The sequence below is a fragment of the Clostridium cavendishii DSM 21758 genome (assembly GCF_900141845.1).
Classification (GTDB): Bacteria; Bacillota; Clostridia; order Clostridiales; family Clostridiaceae; genus Clostridium_AG; species Clostridium_AG cavendishii.
This window is the reverse complement of record NZ_FQZB01000008.1, coordinates 173948-197921: the sequence shown is the minus strand read 5'-3', so window position 1 is coordinate 197921 and position 23974 is coordinate 173948. Positions and strand designations below refer to the sequence as shown.

The window sequence follows — 23974 nt, the reverse complement described above, 5'->3', positions numbered from 1 at the left end:
TCTTTCATCTCCCTCTAAAGATACTGAATATTGTAAAAAACTAAATGATTACAATACCTCCTCTACATAGTTATATTCATCACTAAAGATTTTCCCATCTGATATTTTTATTATTCTATCTGCCTGTTTTGCTAGATTTAAATCATGTGTTATAATCACTAAAGTTTGATTAAATTTCTTTACTGACAATTTTAAAAGTTCTAATATTTCCTTAGAATTCTTTGAATCTAAATTTCCTGTAGGCTCGTCCGCTAATATTATTGAAGGTTTATTTGCAAGTGCTCTACCTATTGCAACTCTTTGCTGTTGTCCTCCTGAAAGTTGAGAAGGAAGGTGATTTTTTCTATCCTGAAGTCCTAGTACTTCCATAAGTTCTTCTATGTATTCTGCATCCTCTTTCTTATGATCTAACAAAACAGGTATCAATATATTTTCCTTTGCATTTAAAACTGGTATAAGATTGTAATATTGAAAAATAAATCCTATCTTTCTTCTTCTAAGTACAGATAATTCATTTTCTTTTAATCCATATATATCTATACCATCAATATAAACCTTACCTTTAGTTGGGTTATCAACTCCACCTAATAAATGCAAAAGAGTACTTTTACCAGAACCACTAGGGCCTACTATAGCTACAAATTCTCCTTTATTTATAGTTAGATTGATTCCATTTACGGCGTTTACCTTCGCCTCATTCTTTCCATAACTTTTAATTAGATTTTCTGCTCTCAACACTTCCATATTATACTCTCCATTCTTTTTTATAGTTTTTCAAATATTCTGTATAGTTTCTCAATTAATCTATGTGTCTTTTTTTACTTTTCATTTCTATCCCCAAAGTTATTTTTTAATATATATGTTGTAATATGCTTTCTATAAATTAAATTTAATATCAGCTTTATTTTTGTGCTTAATAAGGTATTAATATAAATGTAGATTTTAAATTGCAATATATATGTAAATGATAACATAATTATACTATATTAAAAGCTTTGTTTTCAAAATAATACATTTTTTCCACTAATATGTCGTTTTTATCTCATAAATTGTCATTATTAAATTTTATATGTATTATTCAATATTTTCACCAATATGATTCAAGTTTTATTTATATATGTTACAAAATTTAAAATTAATTCCTCTACCTAAAACTATACAAATCTAAATTTGAAATAGATAACCACATTTTTTATTGTTTATTACAAATAATTATGTAAAATAGAATCATAGGTAATAAAAAGTTTTAGGTGTATCAAAATTTGATACACCTAAAACTTTTTATTCTATTTAATTAGATTATTATAGATACTTTTTAATCTCTTCTGTTGTTAGAACCCTTCCATAAGATTTAACCTTTTCATCAATTACAAGTGCTGGAGTTCTCATAACTCCATATTTCATAATATCCTTAATATCTGTAACCTTCTCAATAGTGGCATCTATATTTAATTCTTCTACTGCCTTTTTTGTATTCTCCTCTAATCTCTTACAATTTGTACATCCTGATCCTAATACTTTAATTATCATATTTACACAACTCCTTATATCATTATATTTTATTCTTATTATTGCTCTTTAGATTTATATAAGTAAATATCCAAAAGCATTAAATAAATATCCTATTATCATTATTCCTACTGCTACAATTGCAACAAATATTCCTAGTAGTTTTGGTTTTACAACCTTACTAAGCATTATAATTGATGGAAGTGAAAGTGCTGTTACAGCCATCATAAAGGATAATACTGTACCAATTCCTACACCTTTGTTAAATAATGCTTCTGCTATTGGGAGTGTACCAAATATATCTGCATACATTGGTATTCCAACTAAAGTTGCAATAAGCACTGAAAATGGATTGTTTATGCCAATAGAATTTTCAATTATAGATTGTGGTATCCAATTGTGTATTGCTGCACCTATTCCTACGCCTATAAATACATATAGCCATACCTTCTTAACTATTTGACTTACTTGATCCTTTGCATAGGATATTCTTTCTTCTCTAGTTAATTCTATTATCTCAGCATCTACATTTTCTATTTCTTTTACATAGCCTTCTACATACTTTTCAAGTTTTAACTTATCAATAATAGTTCCACCTATAACTGCAAGTATTAAACCTACAATTACATAAGCAGTAGCAATCTTTGCACCAAAGAAAGACATTAATAAAAGAAAAGAAGCTAAATCAACTAAAGGTGAAGAAATCAAAAATGAGAAAGTTATTCCAATAGGTAACCCAGCTGATGTAAAACCTATAAACAAAGGAATACTTGAACAACTACAAAATGGTGTGATTGTACCAAGTAATGCACCTAATATATTTCCTTTTATCCCCTTTATGTTGCCTAGGATTTTCTTGGTTCTCTCTGGAGGAAAATAGCTTTGGATATAAGATATTATAAGAATAAGTACCGATAATAATATAAATATCTTTATAGTATCATATATGAAAAAATGTATGCTTCCCCCTAGTCTTTCTTTAATCGATAGACCAAAAACATCTTCTACTAACTTTCTTACTAATTCCGATAACCAATTCATCTTCAATAATTGATTATTAAGAGCTTCAAATATATTTGATATAACCTCCATTATTAATCACATCCTTACTATTTTTTATCTCATATTTATAAAAGAAAGTGTTTAATGTATATTTCTTTATAAAATATTTGTTGTTCTTCAATTAATTATTTACTAAAATATTTCTTTCTCCAATGCAATGCTACATTTACAAGCCCTATCATGACAGGAACTTCTACTAAAGGTCCTATTACTGCTGCAAATGCTTCTTTTGACTCTATTCCAAATACAGCTACTGCTACCGCTATTGCAAGTTCAAAGTTATTACTTGCAGCTGTAAAAGCTAAAGTTACTGTTTTGTTATAATCAATATTAGATTTATAGCTTATATAAAAGGATACTGAAAACATTATTATAAAGTAAATTAATAATGGAATAGCTACCTTTATAACTTCTAATGGAAGCTCTATTATATATTGTCCTTTATAAGTAAACATTACTACTATAGTAAATAATAATGCTATTAAAGCTAAAGGACTTATTTTAGGTATAAATTTTTCCTTATACCACTCTTTTCCCATTTTAGGCTCTAAAAATAATCTAGTAAGCATTCCTAAGAAAAATGGAATTCCTAAATATATTGCTACTGACAAGGCCACATCAGCCATAGATATATTAACCTTATAGCCTGTTAATCCAAATATAGGTGGCAGTACTGTTATGAAAATATAAGCAAATATAGAGTAAAATACAACCTGGAATATTGAATTAAAGGCAACTAAAGCTGCTGCATATTCACTATCTCCATCTGCTAAGCTATTCCAGACTATAACCATAGCTATACATCTAGCAAGACCTATAAGTATAAGTCCTGTCATTAAGGCTGAATCCGCTCTTAAGAAAACCATAGCTAATATAAACATAAGTACTGGTCCTATAAGCCAGTTTTGAATTAAGGATAAGCCTAAAATCTTAGGATTTTTAAAAACCTTATGAAGCTCTCTATAATTTACCTTCGCAAGGGGTGGATACATCATAACTATTAAGCCAATAGCTATTGGAATTGAAGTAGTACCTATAGATAACTTTGATAAAAGCGTTGCTGTTTGAGGTACTAAGTATCCAATCCCTATGCCTAAAGCCATAGCTATAAATATCCAAAGTGTTAGATACCTATCTAAAAAGGATAGTCTTGAATGTCTATTTCCCAAGCATACTCCCTCCTTGTTTGTTTAATATTTTTATTTTAAATTAATCTTATTATTTTGTATTCTCATTGCTAAATCTTTAAGCTTTTCTTCAATTGTTCTTGCAGTTTTTATAAACTCTTTATCATCTTTTCCTGTAGGGTCTTCTAATCCCCAGTCTTCTATATGCCTTGCAGGTAAAAATGGACATATTACGTTACAGCCCATTTTTATAACTATATCTACCTCTGGAATTTCTGTTAAAAGCTTTGATTTATGAGTTTCATTCATATCTATCTTATATAGCTCTTTTATTATTCTAGCAGCATCTTGATTTATAGTATCTCTAAGCTCCGTTCCAGCTGAATAACTTTCAAAAATCTCACTATAAAAAAGCTTTCCTAGTGCTTCTGCCATTTGAGATCTACAAGAATTATGAACACATATAAATGCAACCTTTGGCTTCATAAAATATCTTCCTCTCTAATCCTTAATTTTCTTTTGTTATTTTACTAAATCTAAAAGTTTTTCACCCTTAATGTCTTCTGCTTTCCACTCAACTAAGGCAAAATTTCCTTTAGATATTTCATTAACCTTATTAATCCACTTAACTTCATTACTAGCTTTAGCTTTTAATATTTCATTAGTAGTATTTGCTGCATACATGCTTGAATTTATTATCCACCATTTGCTACTAATACCTGCTCTTTTTAAATCAGCTTCTAATCTCATAGCTTCATATACTGGTGTAGCCTCTGCTAAAGTTACGATTATTACTTCTGTAGAATTTTCATCCCTTAACTTTGGAAGTAATTTTCTAACTGACTCTGGAATATCACCTTGAGAACGTGATATTTCTCTATGGTAGCTTTCAGTAGAATCTAACAACAGTAAGGTATGCCCTGTAGGCGCTGTATCTATAACCACTATTTCATTTTCTGACCTTTCAACTATTTTAGAAAAAGCTCTAAACACTGCTATTTCTTGAGTACATGGTGATCTTAAATCTTCTTTCACATATTCAATATCTTCTTCTGTCATAGTCATCCTAGCTTTACTTAAAACTTCTTCTTTATAGTTTTCTAGCTCTTTCTTTTCATCTATATGACTGAAACTAATCCCCAAGCTTTCATCTAAAACAAATTTTAAATGTGCTGCTGGGTCTGTAGTTGTAAGATGAACCTTTTTCCCTTTTTTAGATAATCCTAACGCTATGCTAGCAGCAATAGTAGTTTTACCAACTCCACCTTTTCCCATTGTAAATATAACTTTTTTATTTGTATTATATAAGTCATCTACTATATCTTTAAATTCAGGTATTATTTCTATCTCTAATTTTTCATCACTGAGTATAATATTATCTTCCTTCAAAAATGCTCTTACATTTTCAAGTCCTGTTATATTATAAGGTCTTAATGGAATAGTAAACTGTTCTAAAGCTTTTAACCCCTGTGGCATCTCTGAAAGAGCCTTTTTTTGCTTTTCATATAAAGCAGTTGATAAGCTATCGTTAACTTCTTTAAGAACTCCATTAATAACTAAAATTTGATTATCTATTCCTAAATCTTGTAGTTCCTTAGAAGCCCTTTCTGCCTCATTTAAAGGAGTAAGCTCTGGTCTAGAAACTAATATTAGTGTAGTCATAGCACTATCTGCTAAAGCTTTTACTGCATTTTTATAAACTTCTTTTCTCTCCTCAAGCCCTGAAAGTTGCCCTAAACAAGATGCTCCATGGGTACTTTCACTAATAAAATTACTCCAAGCTGATGGAAGTTGTAGCATTCTAAGAGTATGACCTGTAGGTGCTGTATCAAAAATTATATAATCAAATTCATTTTTTATCTTTTCATCAGTTATAAAGGTTGAAAATTCATTAAATGCAGCTATTTCAACAGTGCAAGAACCTGAAAGCTGTTCTTCCATATTATTTATAACTACCTTTGGAAGTTTTCCTCTAAAGGGTCCTACTACGCTTTCCCTATACTCTTTTGCTGCATCTTCTGGATTAAAATTTGCAACTACAAGATTTGGAACTTCTTCTATTTGAACCCCTTTATTATTAAGAGTTCTATTAAAAACATCTTGTAAATTTGAAGCTGGATCCGTACTAACAAGCATTACCCTTTTCCCAACATCTGCTAAGTTTATAGCAGTCGCACAAGCTGTTGAAGTTTTTCCAACTCCACCTTTTCCAGTAAAAAATAAATACTTTGTTAAATCTATATCCTTAGTATTAAATAACCTTTCCATAAAATCTCACTCTCCTAACAGCATCCGTCTTTACAGCAACATTGCTTCTTTTTTATTTCTATAGTTGTTTTTAAATAAGTTTCAGGAACTTCTAAAGCTTCACAAAACTCTTTATTAGTTAGATAAGCTTTAGTCTTTATTACCTTTCCATCTACTATAGTTACAGGTAATATATCTATACCTTCTGAATTAAGTAACTCATTTATAATCTTATTATCTACAAACATTTGAGGATTACTTGTTAAATTGTATCTTTCAATACTCATCCCATGTTTCTTTAAACTGTTTAAAACGGTAGCTACTCTCAATAATTCAGTGTCTATACTAGGCCCACATACTCCTGTAGAACAACACATAGCCGGATCAAATATAATCATTTTTTTCATAATCTTAAATCTCTCCTTTTATATCTTAATATTTTTAAGCTTTGTTACAATTACCTTTAGACTTATCCTTACATATACAGTCATCAGTTTCCGTCATAAGATTCATAATAGACAAGACTAATTTATTACAGTTAGAGCTATTTAAAGAATAATGACTCCATTGACCTTCTTTTCTAGAATTTACAAGTCCACATTCCATAAGCACCTTCATATGATGTGAAAGTGTTGGTTGCGTAAAATCAAAATATTCCAAAATATCACAAGCACATCTTTCACCACAAGATAGTATATCTATTATTTTTAGCCTATTACTATCAGAAAGTGCTTTAATTATTTTTGCCATATACTCATAATTAGTTTTCATTTAACCACCTCTTATATAGATATTCATCTATATATAATATAGACCATTGTCTATATAAAGTCAATAAAACAAACCATCTTTATTATTTAAGTGTATTAATACATACACAAATTTCTATATATTAATATTATGAAGTTTATCGTTTATTGTTACAATAAATAATATTAATATACCCAAATTATTAATATCTATAATTCAAGAAGAACACAAAACTATAAATAATTTATTAATTTTAGGCTAAATAACAAAATATTAATTTAAAATTTTATCCCAAAATTATTTTCCATATATTTACATTTATTTATTTTTATGAAATAATTATGTTATCTATTATTGGGGAGGATAACAAAATAGATTATGAAACCTTTTATTATTATTTTATCCATTATTATAATATTGATCTAGGAGGAGTATTTTATGAAAAGAATTACTAAATTGTTGTCTGTTATTACGCTTTCATTTTTAACAACTAGTATGCTTGTTCCAGCAAGTACTGCAAAAGCAGCTGGAAATGTCACCAGTAATTTATCTAGTCCGTATTTTTCAACAAAACAGTTACCTAATGAACAGTATATAGTAACTAATGACTTAAATCCTTATAATAATAACCAATATAAAATTATAGCATATGATATCAATTTCGGTGCTAGCCCAAAAGGTTTTCTTGTTGATATAGGTGATTCTAGCACTAATGATGGGTATGGGGGAGACTCTGGGACTCAATCAAATGACTCTGAACTTCAGATTGAAAATGGAACATTAAATATATATGCTAGTGATGCTGGCCAGAGACAACTTCTTTTCTCTGAGCCAAATTGTGCTCCTGCAAATGGAAAAATAAGAATTGAAATTTCAAATAATACAGTAACTTATTTTAATTATACTACTAAAGTAAGTAAAACTTGGACATCACCTTATATCTTTGCATTAAATGGACAAGCTGACAGTGAAGGGCCTGTTAACTATAAAATTTATGCTGGAATAAATAGAGTTGTAAATGAATATTCTAATCGTACTGGAGTTGGTGTAACAAATACAAAAGTAACCTTTATACCATCATCCGGTGTAACTAGCAATATTGGTTCTCCTTATTTCTCAACAAATCAAAATTTATCTACTACTGACTTATATCCAACAGGTGGTACTAAATTTACTAAAGCATCCTATGAGTTTGCCTTTGGCGCAAATCCTACAGGTTTTCTTGTTAATATAGGTGATTCTAGTACTAACAACGGATATGGTGGAGATGCTGGCACTCAATCAAATGACTCTGAACTTCAAATTGAAAACGGAACATTATCTATATATGCAAGCGATGCAGGTGGTGGAAAACTACTTTTCTCTGAGCCAAATTGTGCTCCTGCAAATGGAAGAATAAGAATTGAAATATATAATAATACAGTGACTTATTTTAACTATACTACAGGAGTAGTTAAAACGTGGACTTCCCCTTATATCTTTGCATTAAACGGCCAAGCAGACAGTGAAGGACCTATAAACTACAAAGTATACACTGCTACAAATAATGTAATTTCTGGTGGTCGTCCTGGAAGTGGTGTTATTTCTTCAAATGTTGTTGTTTATTAATTAAGTATACTACAGAAATTTATCCTCCCTAAATATTCAAATAAATTTACCCTATAATAAAAAGGCCTTGTTCTCACAAGGTCTTTAATTATACTATCTTAAAACATATTTTATTTCTTTATTAAAATTATTACTTTATGTATTTATTCTACTATGATATTTTTTAATTTTTATAAGTAATTATGCTTTTTATTCTTTGTCAATATCATAAAAATGTTAAGCAAAATATTTAACAACGTTTTTATTATTCCATATACTGTATTAAGGACGAAAGTTCATGTATACAAAGGAGAGCTTAATATGTTTAAGAAACTAGAGCTTTGTGATAAAAACGTTTTTGACTCTTTTTTGACCGATTATCCCTTTTTCATTTATGACTATTCATTTACAAATTTGTACCTTTGGAAAGATTTATGCGGAATAGAATATAATATAATTTACGACTGTTTAGTTATAAAAGTAACTAATTCTGAAATTGGTCCTTGTTTTATGGCTCCCGTTTCCAAAGAACCCTTAGATGACTTAGCCTTAAAAAAGATAGTTACCTTTCTAGCTTCTATAAATTCTAACCCTTATCTTTTTGTAACTATAGATACCAATTTTTCAGAAAGACTCAAAAAAATATTTAAAGAAGAACTTCATATTGAAGCCGATCTTGATAATTTTGATTATATTTATAACGGAAATAAACTTAAAACCTTAAAAGGTAAAAAACTAAGCAAAAAAAGAAACCATTATAATAAGTTTAAAACTTCCTATAACTATGAGCTTAAATCTATAGATGATCAACTTACTATTTGCGATGTTTTAGCCTTTTCAGATACTTGGTATAATAAAAAATCAAATAAAACAAAAGAATTAGTATATGAAAACAATGCCATAGGTAATCTCTTAATAAATAAAAACGCTTTAAATTTAGATGCATTAGCTCTTTACGTAGATAATAAGGTAGTAGGTTTTACAATTGGTGAAAAAGTCTCAAAGGATATGGCTATAATCCATGTTGAAAAATGTGATATTGAATATGACGGTAGCTATACATTTTTAAACAAGAACTTTATAGAAATGTTTTATCCTGATATACCTTATATAAATAGGGAAGAAGACATGGGCTTACCAGGTTTAAGAAAAGCTAAACTATCTTACTACCCTGAAAGACTTGAAAAAAAATATTTTGCAAGCTTAAAGATTTAGAATGAATTGTAAATTTAAAATTTCATAGATATAAAAATAACCTTCCTTTTCTTTGAAGTTAAGATATAGGAAGGTTATTTAAAACTTTTTATATTTTGCCTTCTATTAGAATACTTATACTTTTTACCAAATTACAATCATCAGTTAATCTAAAAAATATATTTTGAACTTTAATTTCCAAATTAATGGCTTCTCCCTCTTTATATTCTTCTGGAAGTATTACGAATGTGGAAAAACTCTCCTCTGTATTAAAAAGGTGTATTGACTCAAAATCATTATTTGCTATATACTCTATTTTTTCTTTTAATACACCCCTAACCATTAGCTTATAGCCTGTTAAACTTTCGTTAGAATATGAAGTGTTTTTTATTGTATTTACTATATAATAATTACTTATTTCGGGTTCTACATAAAAATTTGAAATTTCCTTAATAGCTGGTTTTATACCTGATACATCTATAATTTCTTCTATTGAAAAATCTTTAAATGTACTTATTTTAGCTTCTAAGCTTACAATATTTGAAGACTTTTTCTTTAATATATTAGATTTAAAGTTATCCCTGTAATAACCATAGGTTATTATAGCTTGGTTTTCTATATTGACGCTATTATAAACTCTTTTATAGCTGTATCTAGTAGTTATGCACATAAACTCACCAGGCTTCAGTATTCCAGCGTTAAACCCTATACTTGGCTCTACTTCTTTAATACAATTACCATTTATCTTTACTGAATCATTTATAAATATTAGCCCTTGGGGATTTTTATCTTGATAGAAGATTGTTAATGGTAGTGTCCCTTCATTTAAAATATTAACCGAATAAGTTATTACATCATTCTTTAATATATATTCCTTATCCGCGCTCATCATAGGTTCTATCTTCACTTCTTCAACATTTATACTATCGCTTTCTTTTAAAAAGCTTTTAGTAACAAGGATATCATCTATTAAAAAATCAGCTATAGCTTTTACTTTAAAGCTAAAATTCTCATAACTTCCTACTTTGTTTTTAACAAATGCATATCTTAATACTTTAGCTCTATGAGGTTTAATATTACCAAAATCTATTACATCCTCTAAAGCATTACTTTTAATCTTATCTCCATCTAATATTAGAGACTCCCTTATTACAGATATATCATCCCCTATATATTCATTTAACTTTACATTAAAAGCTTCTGTATTTCCTTTATTTTTAATAATAATACTCATATAAGATTTCTCTGAAACTAAAATTGTAGTATCTTCAGGCTTAAAACTTATGTCTAAATAACTTAGAATAAGCTTTAAACTAAGTTCATTTAGTTCATATTCTTTTTCTATAGATATACTATTATTTTGTAAAAAGTAAGAACCTATTATTTTAGATGTCAAATTTACCACATTACTATTTTCTAATGATGTAGCTATTATATAAAAGCTTAGAAAGTTCTCTTCCCCCGCCTTTATACTTGAAAGCTCTATAATATTATTAAATGTAACTTTTATATTTTTACCATTTAAAGTTGCAGTATTTTTTAATATACTAACATTTTTAGGTAAATTTAAATATAACTTTGCTTCATTTAAATCTAAATTTCCAGTATTCCTTATACTAAAACTTACTAATTTTTTTTCTGAAACCTCTAAATACTCCTTATCTATAAAGCACTCTCCCTCTATTAAAGGTACTTTTATACTAACTCCATCCATAATAAAGTTTTTTTCTTCTCTTTGAGGTTCTAACTTTTCTGATACTTTATATTCATAAGAATTATCTAATGAAACCTTAAGTTCTTTATCAGAAATTTTTATAGGTTTAAGCTTAAAACTTATATCTAATTTCTTATTTGGTTCTAATTTATTTATATTTATTATATTCCCTGAAATATAATAGTCTTCTGTACTAACATTAAATTTATCATTTATAAGTAAAAGCTCCTCTGGTATATTTACTCTTAATGCTATATTATAGGCATCTATATTTCCACTATTTAAAATAACAAATCTGCAATTTATAATATCAGAAAGTGATACTATACTTTGAGATACTTTACTTGCCACTTCTAAAACAGCTGTATTGACTCTAGTTATTGCTTCCTTTGAAATTTCAGTTTTTGTGATTTTAGCCCTATTATGATCTACAAAATAGCTATAGCTAATTTTAGATAAACTTCTTATAGGATTTGAACTTGGAAAATCTGTAATCTTTACCTTATATGAAAATACCACACTTTCATTTACTTCAAGATCCCCTATATAGATTCTATCTTCTAAATTTATATCACCATATCTTTCACCATTTATAAGAACACTATATTTAACAAGTTGTACTCCATCAATATAGTTTTCTTTTAAAAACACATCAAAAGCCTTAGCGTTACCTCTATTAGTTATAGTAACTCTATAGCATAAAATATCATTAATTTTTGCAGACTCCTTATCAACAAACTTTTCAAAAGACGATTCTAATAGTGGACTTATTAAAGCTGCTGATATTTTAGTTTTATCATTTCTAAAACTACTAACATTTTTTACTTCTTCTATATACTCATCTAATTTATATGAATATTTTAAATAACACTTAGACGTTTTTATAGGTTCCTCTAATGATAGAACCTTCACTTGATAACTTACTTCTACTTCATTTGAATTATCTAATAAACCTAAAAAAACTCCATCCTTAGGATTTTCTCTATCCTTTATAATACCATTTATCCTGAAACTATCTTTTACAAAATTTGTTCCTGGAGGCAGTTCATCTCTGAAAAAAATATTATACGCTTTAGTATTTCCAACGTTTTTAAGCTTTATATTATAAGTTAATATGTCATTAATAGTTGCTATAGCCTTATCTACTGTTTTAACTATTCCTTCAGAATTTGATTGTATAACAGCACTTATTATATTTAAGTTAATATCATTACTTCTTAAAAAAACTCTTTCATTCTCATCAGAATTAACAAATCCAAACTCATAGGATAATGTAGATGAATTACAAAATGAAATATCCTTTGGAAGACTTATAACCTTAGCTTTATAAGATATTTTAATCTCACCATTTTCCTCTATATCAGGAAGCCTAATCTCTCTTACATCGGTTAAACCTAATTGTAAATCACCATTTATACTAAATGTACCTTTTACAAACTCTAAATCTTGCGGTAGATTCTCGCTAATATAAACTTTAGAAGCTTTTAAATTTCCCATGTTTTTTATATAAACGCGAATTGTTACTGTATCCCCTAATTTCAAACTACTATTTTCTACAGTTTTTACAAAGCTTCCATCTAAAGCATTTATAATCGGAGAATATATATTAGTCACTACTTTTTTACTTAAAATAGTTTGCTCCTTAGCTTTTACACCTTCTCTATCCTTGTACTTATAATATAAAACGGCTTGATTTTCTATTTTTGAAAACCTAGGTATACTTATAGCTTTAACTTTATAAGTTATATTTATATTTTCATTTGGTACTATACTCTCAAAATGTATACCTGACCTTACTAGGTTATTCTTAGCTTTTTCTCCATTTATAAACAAGCTATTTTTTTCAAATACAGTATTATATGGTATAGGGATAATTAACTTAGCATCCAAAGCTCCTATATTACCTCTATTTTTTAGTGTTAATTTATAAGTTATAGTATCATTAAGTTTTATATTAGTATTAGATGTTGTAACTATAAAATTTTCTCCAGCTTCTCCAAAAAAGTCTACTGTCTCTACCTTAACTACATTGCATTTTGCATCTATAGAAGTTATTTTTGAATCTTCATTACTAAATTTAATTCTTCCTAACATATTGATACTGCTATTATAGACATTTTTAATAAGTCTTATTGAAATATTTATTGTAATTTTTTCAGATGCTTCTATATTATTAAGTGCTATGACATCATTGCATACTAAATTTTCTTGATTATCGCCATTTATAAGTAATGAGCCTGAAACAAAACTAAGCTCCTCACCAAATATAGGCTGAAAGTTAACATTTTTAATAGTCTTGTCTGTATTATTTTTTATTTCAAAATAATAATCAATTACCCCACCTATACTTACAAAATTGCACTCTGTTTTTCCAGTAAAGGATATTTGTTCTAAGGCACTCATACTAGACCCCCTTACCCTAAATTAATTAAATTATGCGTTCTTTACATATCATTTAATTAATTTTATGTTTCAAATACTAGCTTTATTAATTAAATAACTAAAAATATTAGGTTTTAAGAAAATTTATATCTAATAGTATACATAATTGTAATAAGTGTAATAATAATCATGAAAGATTCTGATAATATTCTTCCTATGTTAAATTTTATTTTCTCTCTATTTAATTTATTACTTTGTTAATTTTCTTAAATAAATTTCTTCACAAAAAAAACTATGCTTTTAAATTTAAGCATAGTTTTTTAAGGTTTCCTTTTTTCTCGTGACAATTTATAAAATACTAGACTAAGTATCGAGAAACTTATAAAAACAAATATTTTTACATATATATCTATTGGAGTTAACAAAGCTAATACAGCCATAAATGATGTAGTTATACTCATTAATATAGATGCATCTTTCATAAATTTAGATTTCCTCCTAATATGATTTCGATGTCATAATAATAACAAAAAATCTAAAAATAATAACGCATTTTGTAATAAACGCTCGTTTTTTAGTACTAAACGCTTTATTTAAAATATTTAAATGCCCTAGTTGCTAAAAAACAAGTTTGTCCATCCTCCATATGTATTAATCTATTACTCTTGTCTACTTCTTTTACTTTATCCTTATTTATTATAAAAGCTCTATGGCATCTTATAAATCTATCATCAAGTTTTTCTTCTATTTCCTTCATCTGAGAATAAAACTCAACCTGTCTATTAACTGAGTATAACCTTACCTTATGTTTTATTTCTGTAGTCTCAAAAAATAATATATCCTTATAGTCAATCTTTATTACTCTATCATCACTTTTTATAACAAACTTTTTATTTTCTTCTTTTGCCTTATTTAAATATTTTTTATTAGCAGCTAAAATGCATTTTTTAATATTTTGATTTATACTTGAATAATTATCTTTTATTATATAATCCATAGCTTCTACCTTATATTTAAAAGTTAAATAGCACATTTCAGCATGAGTTGTTATAAATACTATAAACCCATTAGGATCGTATTCTCTTATTTGCTCTGCAAATTTTATTCCATTTTTGTCTTCACCTAAATCTACATCAATAAAATATAAAGAAATCTTAGGGTCTTCTTTTACACTATTAAGCAATATATATGGATTTTCTGTGACTAAATATAGCTCCATATCTAATTTTTCTGCAGCTATAGTCTCTTTTATAAATATTCTAAATACATCTCTTTGTTTTTCGTTATCCTCACACAAATATACCCTTAACATACTTCACCTCAATTTTTAATCTCTATATTTTGAATAAACTCATCTTCATTTATAACAGTGTCTAAGTACACATTCTCATAAGAACTTAATATATTTTTTAAATTATATAATCCAAGACCTCTGTTTTCTCCCTTAGTTGAATAACCCTTTTTAAAGATTTCATGAAGCTTAATAACTTCACCATCATAAGAATTCTCAACTATAAATATAACAGAATTTTTTTTATTTATTAAAGCAATCTTTATTAGTTTATTTTTAGACTTCTCTGCTGAATCTATAGCATTGTCCATTATTATTCCAACAACCCTGCAAAGATCTATTATGTCCATGTTTATTTTATGTACTTCTTCATTTATATCTATAAATACCTCTATGTATCTTTCTTGTGCCATAATAACCTTGGATGTAATTAGTCCCTTAAGCTCTGGTATTTTAATATTACCTAAAAGACCAAATCTTAAATTCTTTTTGTTTAAACTTTCTCCAAGTGGAACTATTTTTTCATTAAAATATTTTCTAAGTTCTTTCATATTATCATCTTTTATGTACTCGCTCATCGAAGTTAAAATGTTTATATAATCGTGCCTAAAGCTTCTCATCTCAGTATTTAAGGTTTCTAAATTCGTAGTATATTCAGTTAGATGTTCAAACTCTCTTATTCTTGCTTCATATTCCTGTTCTTTTCTATTAAAATTCATAAACAAATAGCTTGTAGCTAACATTAACATTAAGTATACAGTTATTATTGTAGTTATTATTCTCATAATATTAACGCTCATATCATAATATCTTATTAACATTGTTATTATGTAGAAAATAGCTGCTGTTAATATGACATTAGCTAAAGCTATAAAGCTTTCTTTACCATTTGATCTTTTATCTTTAAAATTAAATTTAAATCCTTTTATAACTTTTCCTATACCATAGCTTATAATGCTTGAGGCAATTAATAATGTGATATGCATAATAACGTATACAGTATTGTTGTTTTGATAATTTATACAAAGAACATCTCTAACTATAAAAACCTGAACAGTATCTATAAATATACTTATTATTACTGCAAATATGGATGAAATTAGGTTTACTATAATCTTTTTATTCTCAATATATAAAAGTATATTAATAATTATAAAAAATATAGGTAACATTAAATATGTTTTCCCAGCAAATGTAGCAAGTAATAATGTACATATAATTACGTTTAATACAAAATTTTTAATACTTAGTTTTATAATGCCTATTAAATAAATACTTGTTATTAATATTAAAATACTTATAAATAAAAATGCTATTGAATTTATCATAGGTATATCCCCCCTAATTAATACAATAGCATATTTAGTCATATTTATAAATATTTTATATATTTATTAAATCTATTTTTCTTCTTCAATTAATTCCATTGGAAATTCTGTTTCATATCCTCCCCACATATAACACTTTTCAGCACCTTTTTCTGTAAGCTTAATTGCCATGCTTCCAACTGTATCTAATACTTTTTCTCCTAATGAATTAATTAAGTTTTCTTTCATATTGTTCATAATTCTTATACCTCACTTTTAAAATTTTATATATTAATGGTGTTGTCATTAAAGCTGCCTCTAATGTTCCCACCATAATAAACATAGCTATTTGTTTATCTTTTAAAAACATACAAATTATAAATAATACCAAACTTGACCCCAAAGCTTTAAGCTTTAATTTATTTCTTTTTTTCTCTCCTATTATAGGCCTTTTTTCAGTATCTGCTGGCGCATAAATAGATAATATTAATGATGTTAATAAAAATACTCCTATTAACACATAGTTTGTACAATTAATTTGTTTAACTATATAAACTCCTCCTATAGTCATAGCAAAAGTTAAGATTGTGCACACAAAGCTACTTTTAGCATGTACACCAAATGCATAACGTCTAATAACTATCATACCTACACTTAATATAAGAACCTCTTTAAATATTCCAAGGATTAATGCACTTAAAAATACTATCAAAAATTTAGAAATATTTATGAATATAACATCTAGTCCATATTTAATCTTTTTATAAGTTAAATCATCTCCATTTTTAATAGTACAAATTTTAACTGCTAAGTTACTAGTTATTGATTCCACCGTAACCCTCCATTTATAAATTTTTCAAAAGTTTTTCATATTTTCTCTATATACTTATTTTTATCACATTTTGATAATTTTTTCTATATTTATGTACTAAAAATGTCGTTTTTTATAACAAACGATATTTTGTTACATTTTTTTACAAAAATGTTCACTGTTAAATTTTTATTATTTTAAACTGACAAATTTATTCTTAAAATCTCTAATTTTTAGTGTCATATATTAAGCTTTTTAAATATTATAAAGTATGAAGTTTTGTTATTTCTGTAGGACAACCTTCTCGCTACCAGTAGTACTAAGACTTTAGTCTTAGGTTACTGTTTATATAATAACAGTGGCTTTTTAGTCACTGTTCTTATTTTTTATTTTAAAAGTAAGCTATACTGGGAAGCTACTACCCCTATACTTATAATCAATTAATAAGAATAGCTTTTTTAGTTTTGGTTATACTAAATTAGTATAAAGGAGGTTTTTAAAATTAAAAAATTTATAGCTATTCTATTTATAATAATTTTTATATGTTTATGCTTCTTATTAGCTTATGATTTTTTCTTTAAGACAGGTTCTCTAAATTACATAGGTATGTTTTTTATATTACTTGGTATATTTCTCAGCGCTACTATAGGCGCAATAATATCATATAGACAATCTTCTTAAATAATTAATCATAATAAAAAGCCCTAGAATCCTAGGACTTTTTTAATATATAATAATTAACTATGCTACTAACCAATGAATAACCATGAGTACCATAGTGATTATTCCTAATATTAAATGAAACTTTACTCCTATTCTTTTATATCTAAAAAAGCCTGCTATTAATTGAATTCCTATTAATATTAAAGCTGATAATCCTGTAATATAGGTTGTATTCATAATAAAACCATGTTGTAACATAAAATAAGCATGCAATGATATAAAAGCTCCAGCTACTAAAGCTATTGGTGCATGAAATTGTCTTACGTATTTTGCTAAAACCATTATATATTTTTTAAAATCCTTTAAAAAACTAAGTTTCATAACTCTTCTAACTACAAATAATGCAAATGAAATAGTAAAACCTATTAATGCAATATTGCCAGCTAACTTCTTAAAATTTCTTAATGTTCTTGGTGCTATAAAACTTAAATCTATACTCCCTAAGATTAATAGAATAACTATTATAAATGCTAAAATTAAAATTCCTATACCAATATTAACATAAAGTCTTTCCTTAGCATTATTTATTAAATACTTTTTTTTCTCCTTCATATACCCCTACTCCTAATTAAAAATTAAAATATTACTTAATCTTATTTACTTTAAAACTCCAACAACTGGTAGATCCTTTAATACATCTTTTCCATGTGGCGAATTATTTATCTCGTTGCTTAAATCTTTACCAGCAGTTACACCACCTTTATGTTTTCCATTTCTCCATTCCTCTGCATTTGTTACATCATAGACTTTTCCATCAACTGCAACATAAGCTTTATTACCATTTTGTCCATCATATTTTTTAAGTTCTTCTAATGTAAATGTTTTTTGAGTTGTATCTGTTTTATTTTGTTTATTATCTTCTGTTTTATTTTGAGTTTGACTTTGCCCTTGATTTTGAGTTTGACTTTGTGTCTGATTATCAGTATTTTTTCCTTCATTTTTTTTAGTAGAACATCCCATAGCTGTTATAGCAACTGCTAATATAATTCCTATTATTAAGCTTTTTTTCATTTTTATCTCTCCAATCATTATATTTTTAAGTTAGAATCTGAATTTCAATTTGGGTATTCTAAGTTAAATGAACATCCAAATTTTGAATTTGGTTAATATGAACTTACTCAAAAAGAATACTCCTTTGAATGAACATGAAAAGAAGTTTCCTTTAAAAAAATCAAATCTAATTCCATTAATTTTAATAGCTACACGTTTCAATTAAATATTTACTATTCTATAAATAATAAATGTATTTTATGGCAGATTTAAGTCTATTTTGTTAAATAATTATTAACAAATAATTGTTATCGTTGCTGTTAGAGTAAAATAAAGACATCCCTTAACTTTAGGATGTCTTTATTTTTGAAATTTATCCAAATTTTTAATTATTATTTATATATCCTGGTTTTGTAAATTCATCTTTTATATAATCACTAACTTCTTGACCTGATTTCTCCTTTACTACTTCTAGAAATCCATCTAAAGTAGCATTTTTAAACTTATATTTTTCATAATAAGTCTTATATATCTCTAGGAACTTTTCTTCTCCTACTTTCTTTCTTAAATCTTCTATAACAGCTGGTCCTAATTTATATACATAAAGTTCAAGTGTCATCCAGTCATATTTATCTGATTGCCTGTATATAACATCATTAGGTTTTTTACTTGTCTTTACGTAATTTTTAACTGAATATTCATCATCTTCACCAAGCTTCTTTTCAAAAAACAATGCAGTTGAATAAGATGTAAAAGATTCATCTAAAATTGGATCCTTAAATTCGTTATTTCCAACAGTTGAATACCACCATTGATGAGCCGTTTCATGAACTACTGCTTCATCTAAAAAATCCCTACTATCATTACTATATTCACTGGGTAGCTTCTTATAATGTCCCATTTGAGTTATATTGGGATATTCCATAGCTCCTCCACTTAAATATGTTTCAACCACACTATAAGTATTATAAGGATATTTACCAAAAGTTTTATTAAAAAATTCTATAGATTCTGAAGCAAGATTTAGCATTCTTTCTCCAGTTTCTTTATACTTTAAGTAATAACTCTTAATAGTTATTCCGTTTTGAGTTTTAGTTAAACATTTATAATCTTTGCTCATAAAAAAATCAAAATCTCTTATATTAGTTCCCTTACAAGATGCTATATCATGATTTCTATCCTTATTTTTAATTTCAACATTTCCACTGCTTGCAACAACCATGTCCTTAGGAACAATTATATTTACTTCATAATCTGAACAATTGGCATAATTAGATTCACCTACAGGATAAAAAGGTGTTTCATCGAAAGTTTTTGTTTTTTCATCATAAATTGAAAGTATTGGATACCAGTTAGTTATAGAATATTGTTCGTTTTTAAATCCAAGTCTATCTGTTCCCTTTGGCACTTTCAAAGAAAATTTAATATCTAACTCTATTGTTTCCTCTGGCTTTAATGTGCTCTTTAAAGGTACCTTTAAAACTTGATTTTTATCTACAAAACTTAAGTCTTCTCCATTTAAACTAACCCTATCTATATCTATCTTACCATAATTTTCTTCAGTTAATAACATTCTTGGAATAGGCCCTATAGTAGGCATAGTGTCTTTCTTACTATAAGAATCTGGATAAAGATGGAATACAACTTCCTTTAATTCATCCTTATAATTATTTTTAAATTTTACCTTTTCATAGCCATATATTATATTTCTATTCTCATCTAATGCCACATCTAACTTATAAAAGCTTCTCCCATCCTTAAGCTCTATTTGCTTATTCTCATTTCCCTTTAGAATACTTAATAGTTCTTTCTTTTTAGCTTCTGCTTTTGATTTATCCATTGCTTTATATCCATAATACCCAGCAATAGAAACCAGAATTACTGCTAATACACTACAAAGTATAACTAGTATTCTTTTTTTCTTTTTACTCATACTTCACCTCATAAATTAATCTCAAGTCTAATTTTACCATATTTTTATTCTATTTTTTATATTTTATCAAAAATATACCACACAGTACCTTGTAGAACAAAGTACTATGTGATATACTAGTATTAAGGAGGTGGAAAAAATTGAAAAATATAGAATGGATTTCACAACTTCGCCGTGGAATTATGGAATTTTGCATATTAATTTTAATAAGTAAAAAACCTACCTATGGCTATGAACTTGTTTTGAACCTTAGCAAATGGGATTCCCTTGCCATAACCGAAGGAACATTATATCCACTTCTTCGCCGTTTACAAAAGGAACAACATATTGAATCTTACTGGCAAGAATCAGAAAGTGGTCCGCCTCGCAAATATTATAAAATTACCGACTCAGGGAAAGAACTATTGGATTCTATGTCTGTAACTTGGGGAAATTTCAATAATTCCATTGATGAATTGTTAAATCTAAAGGAGGTTGATTTAATTGGATAAAAACAGTTATATAAAAGAGCTTACTAAAAATTTAAGTTCACTCCCAAAAGAAGAAAAAGAAGATGTTCTAAGAGAAATTGAACAAAATATCAATGATGCTTTAGCCGCAGGTGAAAATGAAGCAGATATACTATATAGATTAGGTAATCCTAAAATGCTTGCAAAAGCTTATATGGGTGATTATTATATTAAACAAAATAAATTTTTAAAATGTATCCCCTTCTTTATATTTACAGGATTTTCAAGCCTTTTCATCGTACCTTTTTGTGGCGCTCTAGCCTTTGGTTTTGGAATTGGTTCAATTGCTCTAATTATAGGTGGCATACTACGTACACTTGGTGCTACATGGATAACTATGCTTTGGTATAATGAACCATTGCCTCAAAGTTTAAGTCTTTTATATGCTATTCCACTTGCCATTATATTTTTTCTCATAGCATATTTAAACTTTAAACTTCTAAAAGCATATTTTAAACGCATATCAGCTAGCTATAAGCGTCGTACTATGTTTAATTGAAAATTTTATTTGATTTCTTATATAAAATAACCCTCAAGACTTTAAGCCTTGAGGGATTTCTACTTTTAGTTATATTCTTTTTCTGATATCTTCATCTTAAAGGCTGCTATCATAAACAATGCTACTGCAAAAGCTATTAATATTATTATATTTAAAGCTATATCATTAATTGTCATACCTAATTGAAGCTTTGATATACCATCCATAACCCATTTTTGAGGGGTAAATAAGGCAACCATTTTCACCTTATTTGGGAGCATTTCTTCAGGTACAAAGCAACCTGATATCATACAAGTACCCATTATAATTAAATTCATAAATATTGAAATTGATTGTTCATCCTTAAATAAGGCTATACATAATGTCCCTATACCTACTGCTACTAAGCTTATTAAGAATAATAGTAAAAACATAAGACCAAAGCTTACTCCTGTATCAAGCTTTAATATATACTGCATAGCTATCTGAACAACTAATATTTGAATTACTAATATAACTGCATTTGCTATTATATTTGCACCTAAATATTGCACTGAAGAAACTGGTGCCATAAATGTTCTTGTGTAAGTATTATCCTCTCTTTCTTTCTTAACTAAACTTGATGTAGCTAATGCTCTAATTAATAAGAAAAAGATTAATACTCCAACTGTACTTTTAGTTGCTGAATAATGTGAACCAACATCCTTTATACTTTTAAGATCTACTATATCTTCCTGTGTACTATAAGACTTAACCATTTCATTAAATTTAACATCATTCCCTAGAGAAGCTTTTCCTAAATCATTAAGATTTTTTATTTGAAAATTAACTAAATCCTTTGTGAAGTTTTGAACATTGCTTCCTTTTATCGCTGTTATTTCATACTCTTTTGCCGCTCCCTTTTTTACGCTATTTTCAAAACCTTCATCTACTGTTATAGCTAAATCTAAATCTTTTTGTAATATTTTTGCCTTTAAATCTGTATCTTTATCCGCATCTACAAATTTAATTTTATCTCCTTGTAAGTCCTTTACTGAATTTATTAAAGCTCTTGATGTTAAAGTATTGTCCTTATCTATTAGTCCTATTTTTAAACCTGAACTATACATACTTCCGATTTGCATACAAACCAAAGTAAAAACTACTGGTACTATAAATGCTATTATGCTAGTCTTTTTTAAAAATAGAAGCTTAAAATTCTTTTTCACTAAATTCCATAAAACATACATGATTTAAGCCTCCCTTCTCTTTAATATCATAAATGTTGCTACTAAAAACATTATTCCAAATCCCATATTTATTGATAATGCAGTTCCCATATTGCTGTAATCTGAAGAATAAACTATATTTAATATACTTTTATTTGTCCATCTTAAAGGACTTATTTTTACTACACTTCCTAAAATACCTTTTACGTCATCTGGTATATACATATAACTTCCACCGAAGAAGCATATTACAGGTATTACTACAGAATTTAGTATCATAGACGCAACCTTCTCATCATCAAATAGTGTTGCAAAAAGAGCTCCTATTGTAACTGCAAAAAATATAATAGTTAATAATATTACAAAGATTGAGAAGAAATCATTTCCCCAATATACTTTTAATACAAATCTTGAATATATGATACCTGGCACTAATGTTATTAATGTCAATATAAATTTTGCTACTACTGTTCCCGCAACATAAAATATCTTAGAGTTTCCTGTTTGAGTTAATCTATCTTCTATAGAATGTCTTCTATATCCTTGAAATGCAAATAGAGTAAACATTGAACCATATAATGCCATCATAGTTATTTCAACTATTCCATAATAATCAAAAGAAGTTAAATCTCTTCCTATAGATACTTCATTTATCTTACTATAATCCTTTGAAAAATCATTATCTATTTTACTTATTCCCTGTGGTGAAACCTTTGCTATATTAGAATATATATCATATCTTTGGCTTATTCCTTTTATACAAGAAATAACATAATCAACACTCATAGACTTTAAATTATTTTCATAAACCGAAATTTTATCCTCTGTAAGCTCTAAAAGAACCTTATCATTTTCTCTTTTTACTTGATCTTTACCTTCCTCTAAAGTATCTACTTTTGTAATTTCTACCTTATAATTTTTACTTTCATCTTTAAATATCTTAAATATTTCACTTGTTTTTCCTTTAGAATTATCTACATATATAACTTTTGTTGTATCAAAACTTGTGGTATTTACAAACATATTTTTAAGTGCTACACCTAAAATGGTCATTATTGCTATTGGCATTACTATCATTGAAACTATACCAGCCCTAGATCTAAAATTGGCTAATATATCATAAAAAACATACCTTAAAAACTTCATTTTACC

General features: G+C 27.2%; 23 protein-coding genes. 4 read left to right on the top strand and 19 right to left on the bottom strand.

Going from position 1 to position 23974, the window contains the following annotated elements:
• Positions 1-48: 48 nt before the first annotated feature.
• The 8 genes from BUB01_RS09515 to BUB01_RS09480 form a co-directional block, all read right to left on the bottom strand.
• A complete protein-coding gene (locus tag BUB01_RS09515; RefSeq protein WP_072986481.1) occupies positions 49-744 on the bottom strand; it encodes an ABC transporter ATP-binding protein in 696 nt (231 codons plus the stop codon).
• Between the two features lie 558 nt (positions 745-1302).
• Entirely contained in the window at positions 1303-1530 is a 228-nt protein-coding gene (locus BUB01_RS09510; RefSeq protein ID WP_072986479.1) for a thioredoxin family protein, read from the bottom strand.
• A 54-nt stretch (positions 1531-1584) separates the two neighbouring features.
• Entirely contained in the window at positions 1585-2601 is a 1017-nt protein-coding gene (locus BUB01_RS09505) for a permease (protein WP_072986477.1), read from the bottom strand.
• A 95-nt stretch (positions 2602-2696) separates the two neighbouring features.
• Positions 2697-3740: an ACR3 family arsenite efflux transporter gene (arsB, locus tag BUB01_RS09500; protein ID WP_072986475.1), complete on the bottom strand. Its 1044-nt coding sequence runs from the start codon at positions 3738-3740 to the stop codon at positions 2697-2699.
• Positions 3741-3770: 30 nt separating this feature from the next.
• Positions 3771-4184, bottom strand: coding sequence for an arsenate reductase/protein-tyrosine-phosphatase family protein (locus tag BUB01_RS09495; RefSeq protein WP_072986474.1), 414 nt, complete (start codon positions 4182-4184; stop codon positions 3771-3773).
• 36 nt (positions 4185-4220) lie between these two features.
• A complete protein-coding gene (gene arsA, locus BUB01_RS09490) occupies positions 4221-5966 on the bottom strand; it encodes an arsenical pump-driving ATPase (protein WP_072986472.1) in 1746 nt (581 codons plus the stop codon).
• A 14-nt stretch (positions 5967-5980) separates the two neighbouring features.
• Complete coding sequence (gene arsD, locus BUB01_RS09485; RefSeq protein WP_072986471.1) at positions 5981-6352, bottom strand: arsenite efflux transporter metallochaperone ArsD; 372 nt, start codon at positions 6350-6352, stop codon at positions 5981-5983.
• A 34-nt stretch (positions 6353-6386) separates the two neighbouring features.
• Positions 6387-6716: an ArsR/SmtB family transcription factor gene (locus BUB01_RS09480; RefSeq protein WP_072986470.1), complete on the bottom strand. Its 330-nt coding sequence runs from the start codon at positions 6714-6716 to the stop codon at positions 6387-6389.
• Between the two features lie 417 nt (positions 6717-7133).
• Between BUB01_RS09480 and BUB01_RS09475 the strand changes: the two genes are divergently transcribed.
• Together BUB01_RS09475 and BUB01_RS09470 are read left to right on the top strand one after the other, a co-directional pair.
• Positions 7134-8303: a hypothetical protein gene (locus BUB01_RS09475; RefSeq protein ID WP_072986469.1), complete on the top strand. Its 1170-nt coding sequence runs from the start codon at positions 7134-7136 to the stop codon at positions 8301-8303.
• Positions 8304-8603: 300 nt separating this feature from the next.
• Positions 8604-9497, top strand: a complete 894-nt coding sequence (locus tag BUB01_RS09470) for a DUF2156 domain-containing protein (protein WP_072986468.1) — start codon at positions 8604-8606, stop codon at positions 9495-9497.
• Positions 9498-9585: 88 nt separating this feature from the next.
• Here BUB01_RS09470 and BUB01_RS09465 read toward each other — a convergent pair whose 3' ends face one another.
• The 9 genes from BUB01_RS09465 to BUB01_RS09435 all read right to left on the bottom strand — a co-directional run bounded on the left by BUB01_RS09465 (position 9586) and on the right by BUB01_RS09435 (position 20627).
• Positions 9586-13593 (bottom strand): DUF11 domain-containing protein, encoded by a 4008-nt coding sequence (locus BUB01_RS09465; RefSeq protein WP_072986467.1) that lies wholly within the window; start codon positions 13591-13593, stop codon positions 9586-9588.
• A 299-nt stretch (positions 13594-13892) separates the two neighbouring features.
• Positions 13893-14054: a hypothetical protein gene (locus BUB01_RS23160; RefSeq protein WP_159433224.1), complete on the bottom strand. Its 162-nt coding sequence runs from the start codon at positions 14052-14054 to the stop codon at positions 13893-13895.
• 107 nt (positions 14055-14161) lie between these two features.
• Complete coding sequence (locus BUB01_RS09460) at positions 14162-14884, bottom strand: LytR/AlgR family response regulator transcription factor (protein ID WP_072986466.1); 723 nt, start codon at positions 14882-14884, stop codon at positions 14162-14164.
• A gap of 8 nt (positions 14885-14892) precedes the next feature.
• The gene (locus BUB01_RS09455; protein WP_072986465.1) at positions 14893-16191 is read right to left on the bottom strand and encodes a sensor histidine kinase; all 1299 of its coding nucleotides are present in this window, start codon (positions 16189-16191) and stop codon (positions 14893-14895) included.
• 72 nt (positions 16192-16263) lie between these two features.
• Positions 16264-16428 carry a hypothetical protein gene (locus tag BUB01_RS23155; RefSeq protein ID WP_159433223.1) on the bottom strand — a complete coding sequence of 55 codons (165 nt, stop codon included), beginning with the start codon at positions 16426-16428 and terminating at the stop codon, positions 16264-16266.
• Positions 16400-17002, bottom strand: a complete 603-nt coding sequence (locus BUB01_RS09450) for an accessory gene regulator B family protein (protein ID WP_072986464.1) — start codon at positions 17000-17002, stop codon at positions 16400-16402. The genes BUB01_RS23155 and BUB01_RS09450 overlap by 29 nt, the downstream gene beginning before the upstream one ends.
• 720 nt (positions 17003-17722) lie before the next feature.
• On the bottom strand, positions 17723-18256 hold the full coding sequence (locus BUB01_RS09445) for a hypothetical protein (RefSeq protein WP_072986463.1): 534 nt from the start codon (positions 18254-18256) through the stop codon (positions 17723-17725).
• A 45-nt stretch (positions 18257-18301) separates the two neighbouring features.
• Entirely contained in the window at positions 18302-18715 is a 414-nt protein-coding gene (locus BUB01_RS09440; RefSeq protein WP_072986462.1) for a cytochrome b5 domain-containing protein, read from the bottom strand.
• Positions 18716-19079: 364 nt separating this feature from the next.
• Entirely contained in the window at positions 19080-20627 is a 1548-nt protein-coding gene (locus tag BUB01_RS09435) for a M1 family metallopeptidase (protein WP_072986461.1), read from the bottom strand.
• A 140-nt stretch (positions 20628-20767) separates the two neighbouring features.
• On the opposite strand from BUB01_RS09435, the gene BUB01_RS09430 reads away from it, so the two are divergent.
• Together BUB01_RS09430 and BUB01_RS09425 are read left to right on the top strand one after the other, a co-directional pair.
• A complete protein-coding gene (locus BUB01_RS09430; RefSeq protein ID WP_242958389.1) occupies positions 20768-21118 on the top strand; it encodes a PadR family transcriptional regulator in 351 nt (116 codons plus the stop codon).
• Positions 21111-21635 (top strand): DUF1700 domain-containing protein, encoded by a 525-nt coding sequence (locus BUB01_RS09425; RefSeq protein WP_072986460.1) that lies wholly within the window; start codon positions 21111-21113, stop codon positions 21633-21635. Before BUB01_RS09430 ends, BUB01_RS09425 begins: the two co-directional genes overlap by 8 nt.
• A gap of 65 nt (positions 21636-21700) precedes the next feature.
• On the opposite strand, the gene BUB01_RS09420 is transcribed toward BUB01_RS09425, so the two are convergent.
• Both BUB01_RS09420 and BUB01_RS09415 read right to left on the bottom strand, forming a co-directional pair.
• Positions 21701-22843 (bottom strand): ABC transporter permease, encoded by a 1143-nt coding sequence (locus BUB01_RS09420; RefSeq protein ID WP_072986459.1) that lies wholly within the window; start codon positions 22841-22843, stop codon positions 21701-21703.
• Positions 22844-22846: 3 nt separating this feature from the next.
• Complete coding sequence (locus tag BUB01_RS09415) at positions 22847-23968, bottom strand: ABC transporter permease (protein WP_072986458.1); 1122 nt, start codon at positions 23966-23968, stop codon at positions 22847-22849.
• Positions 23969-23974 lie beyond the last annotated feature (6 nt).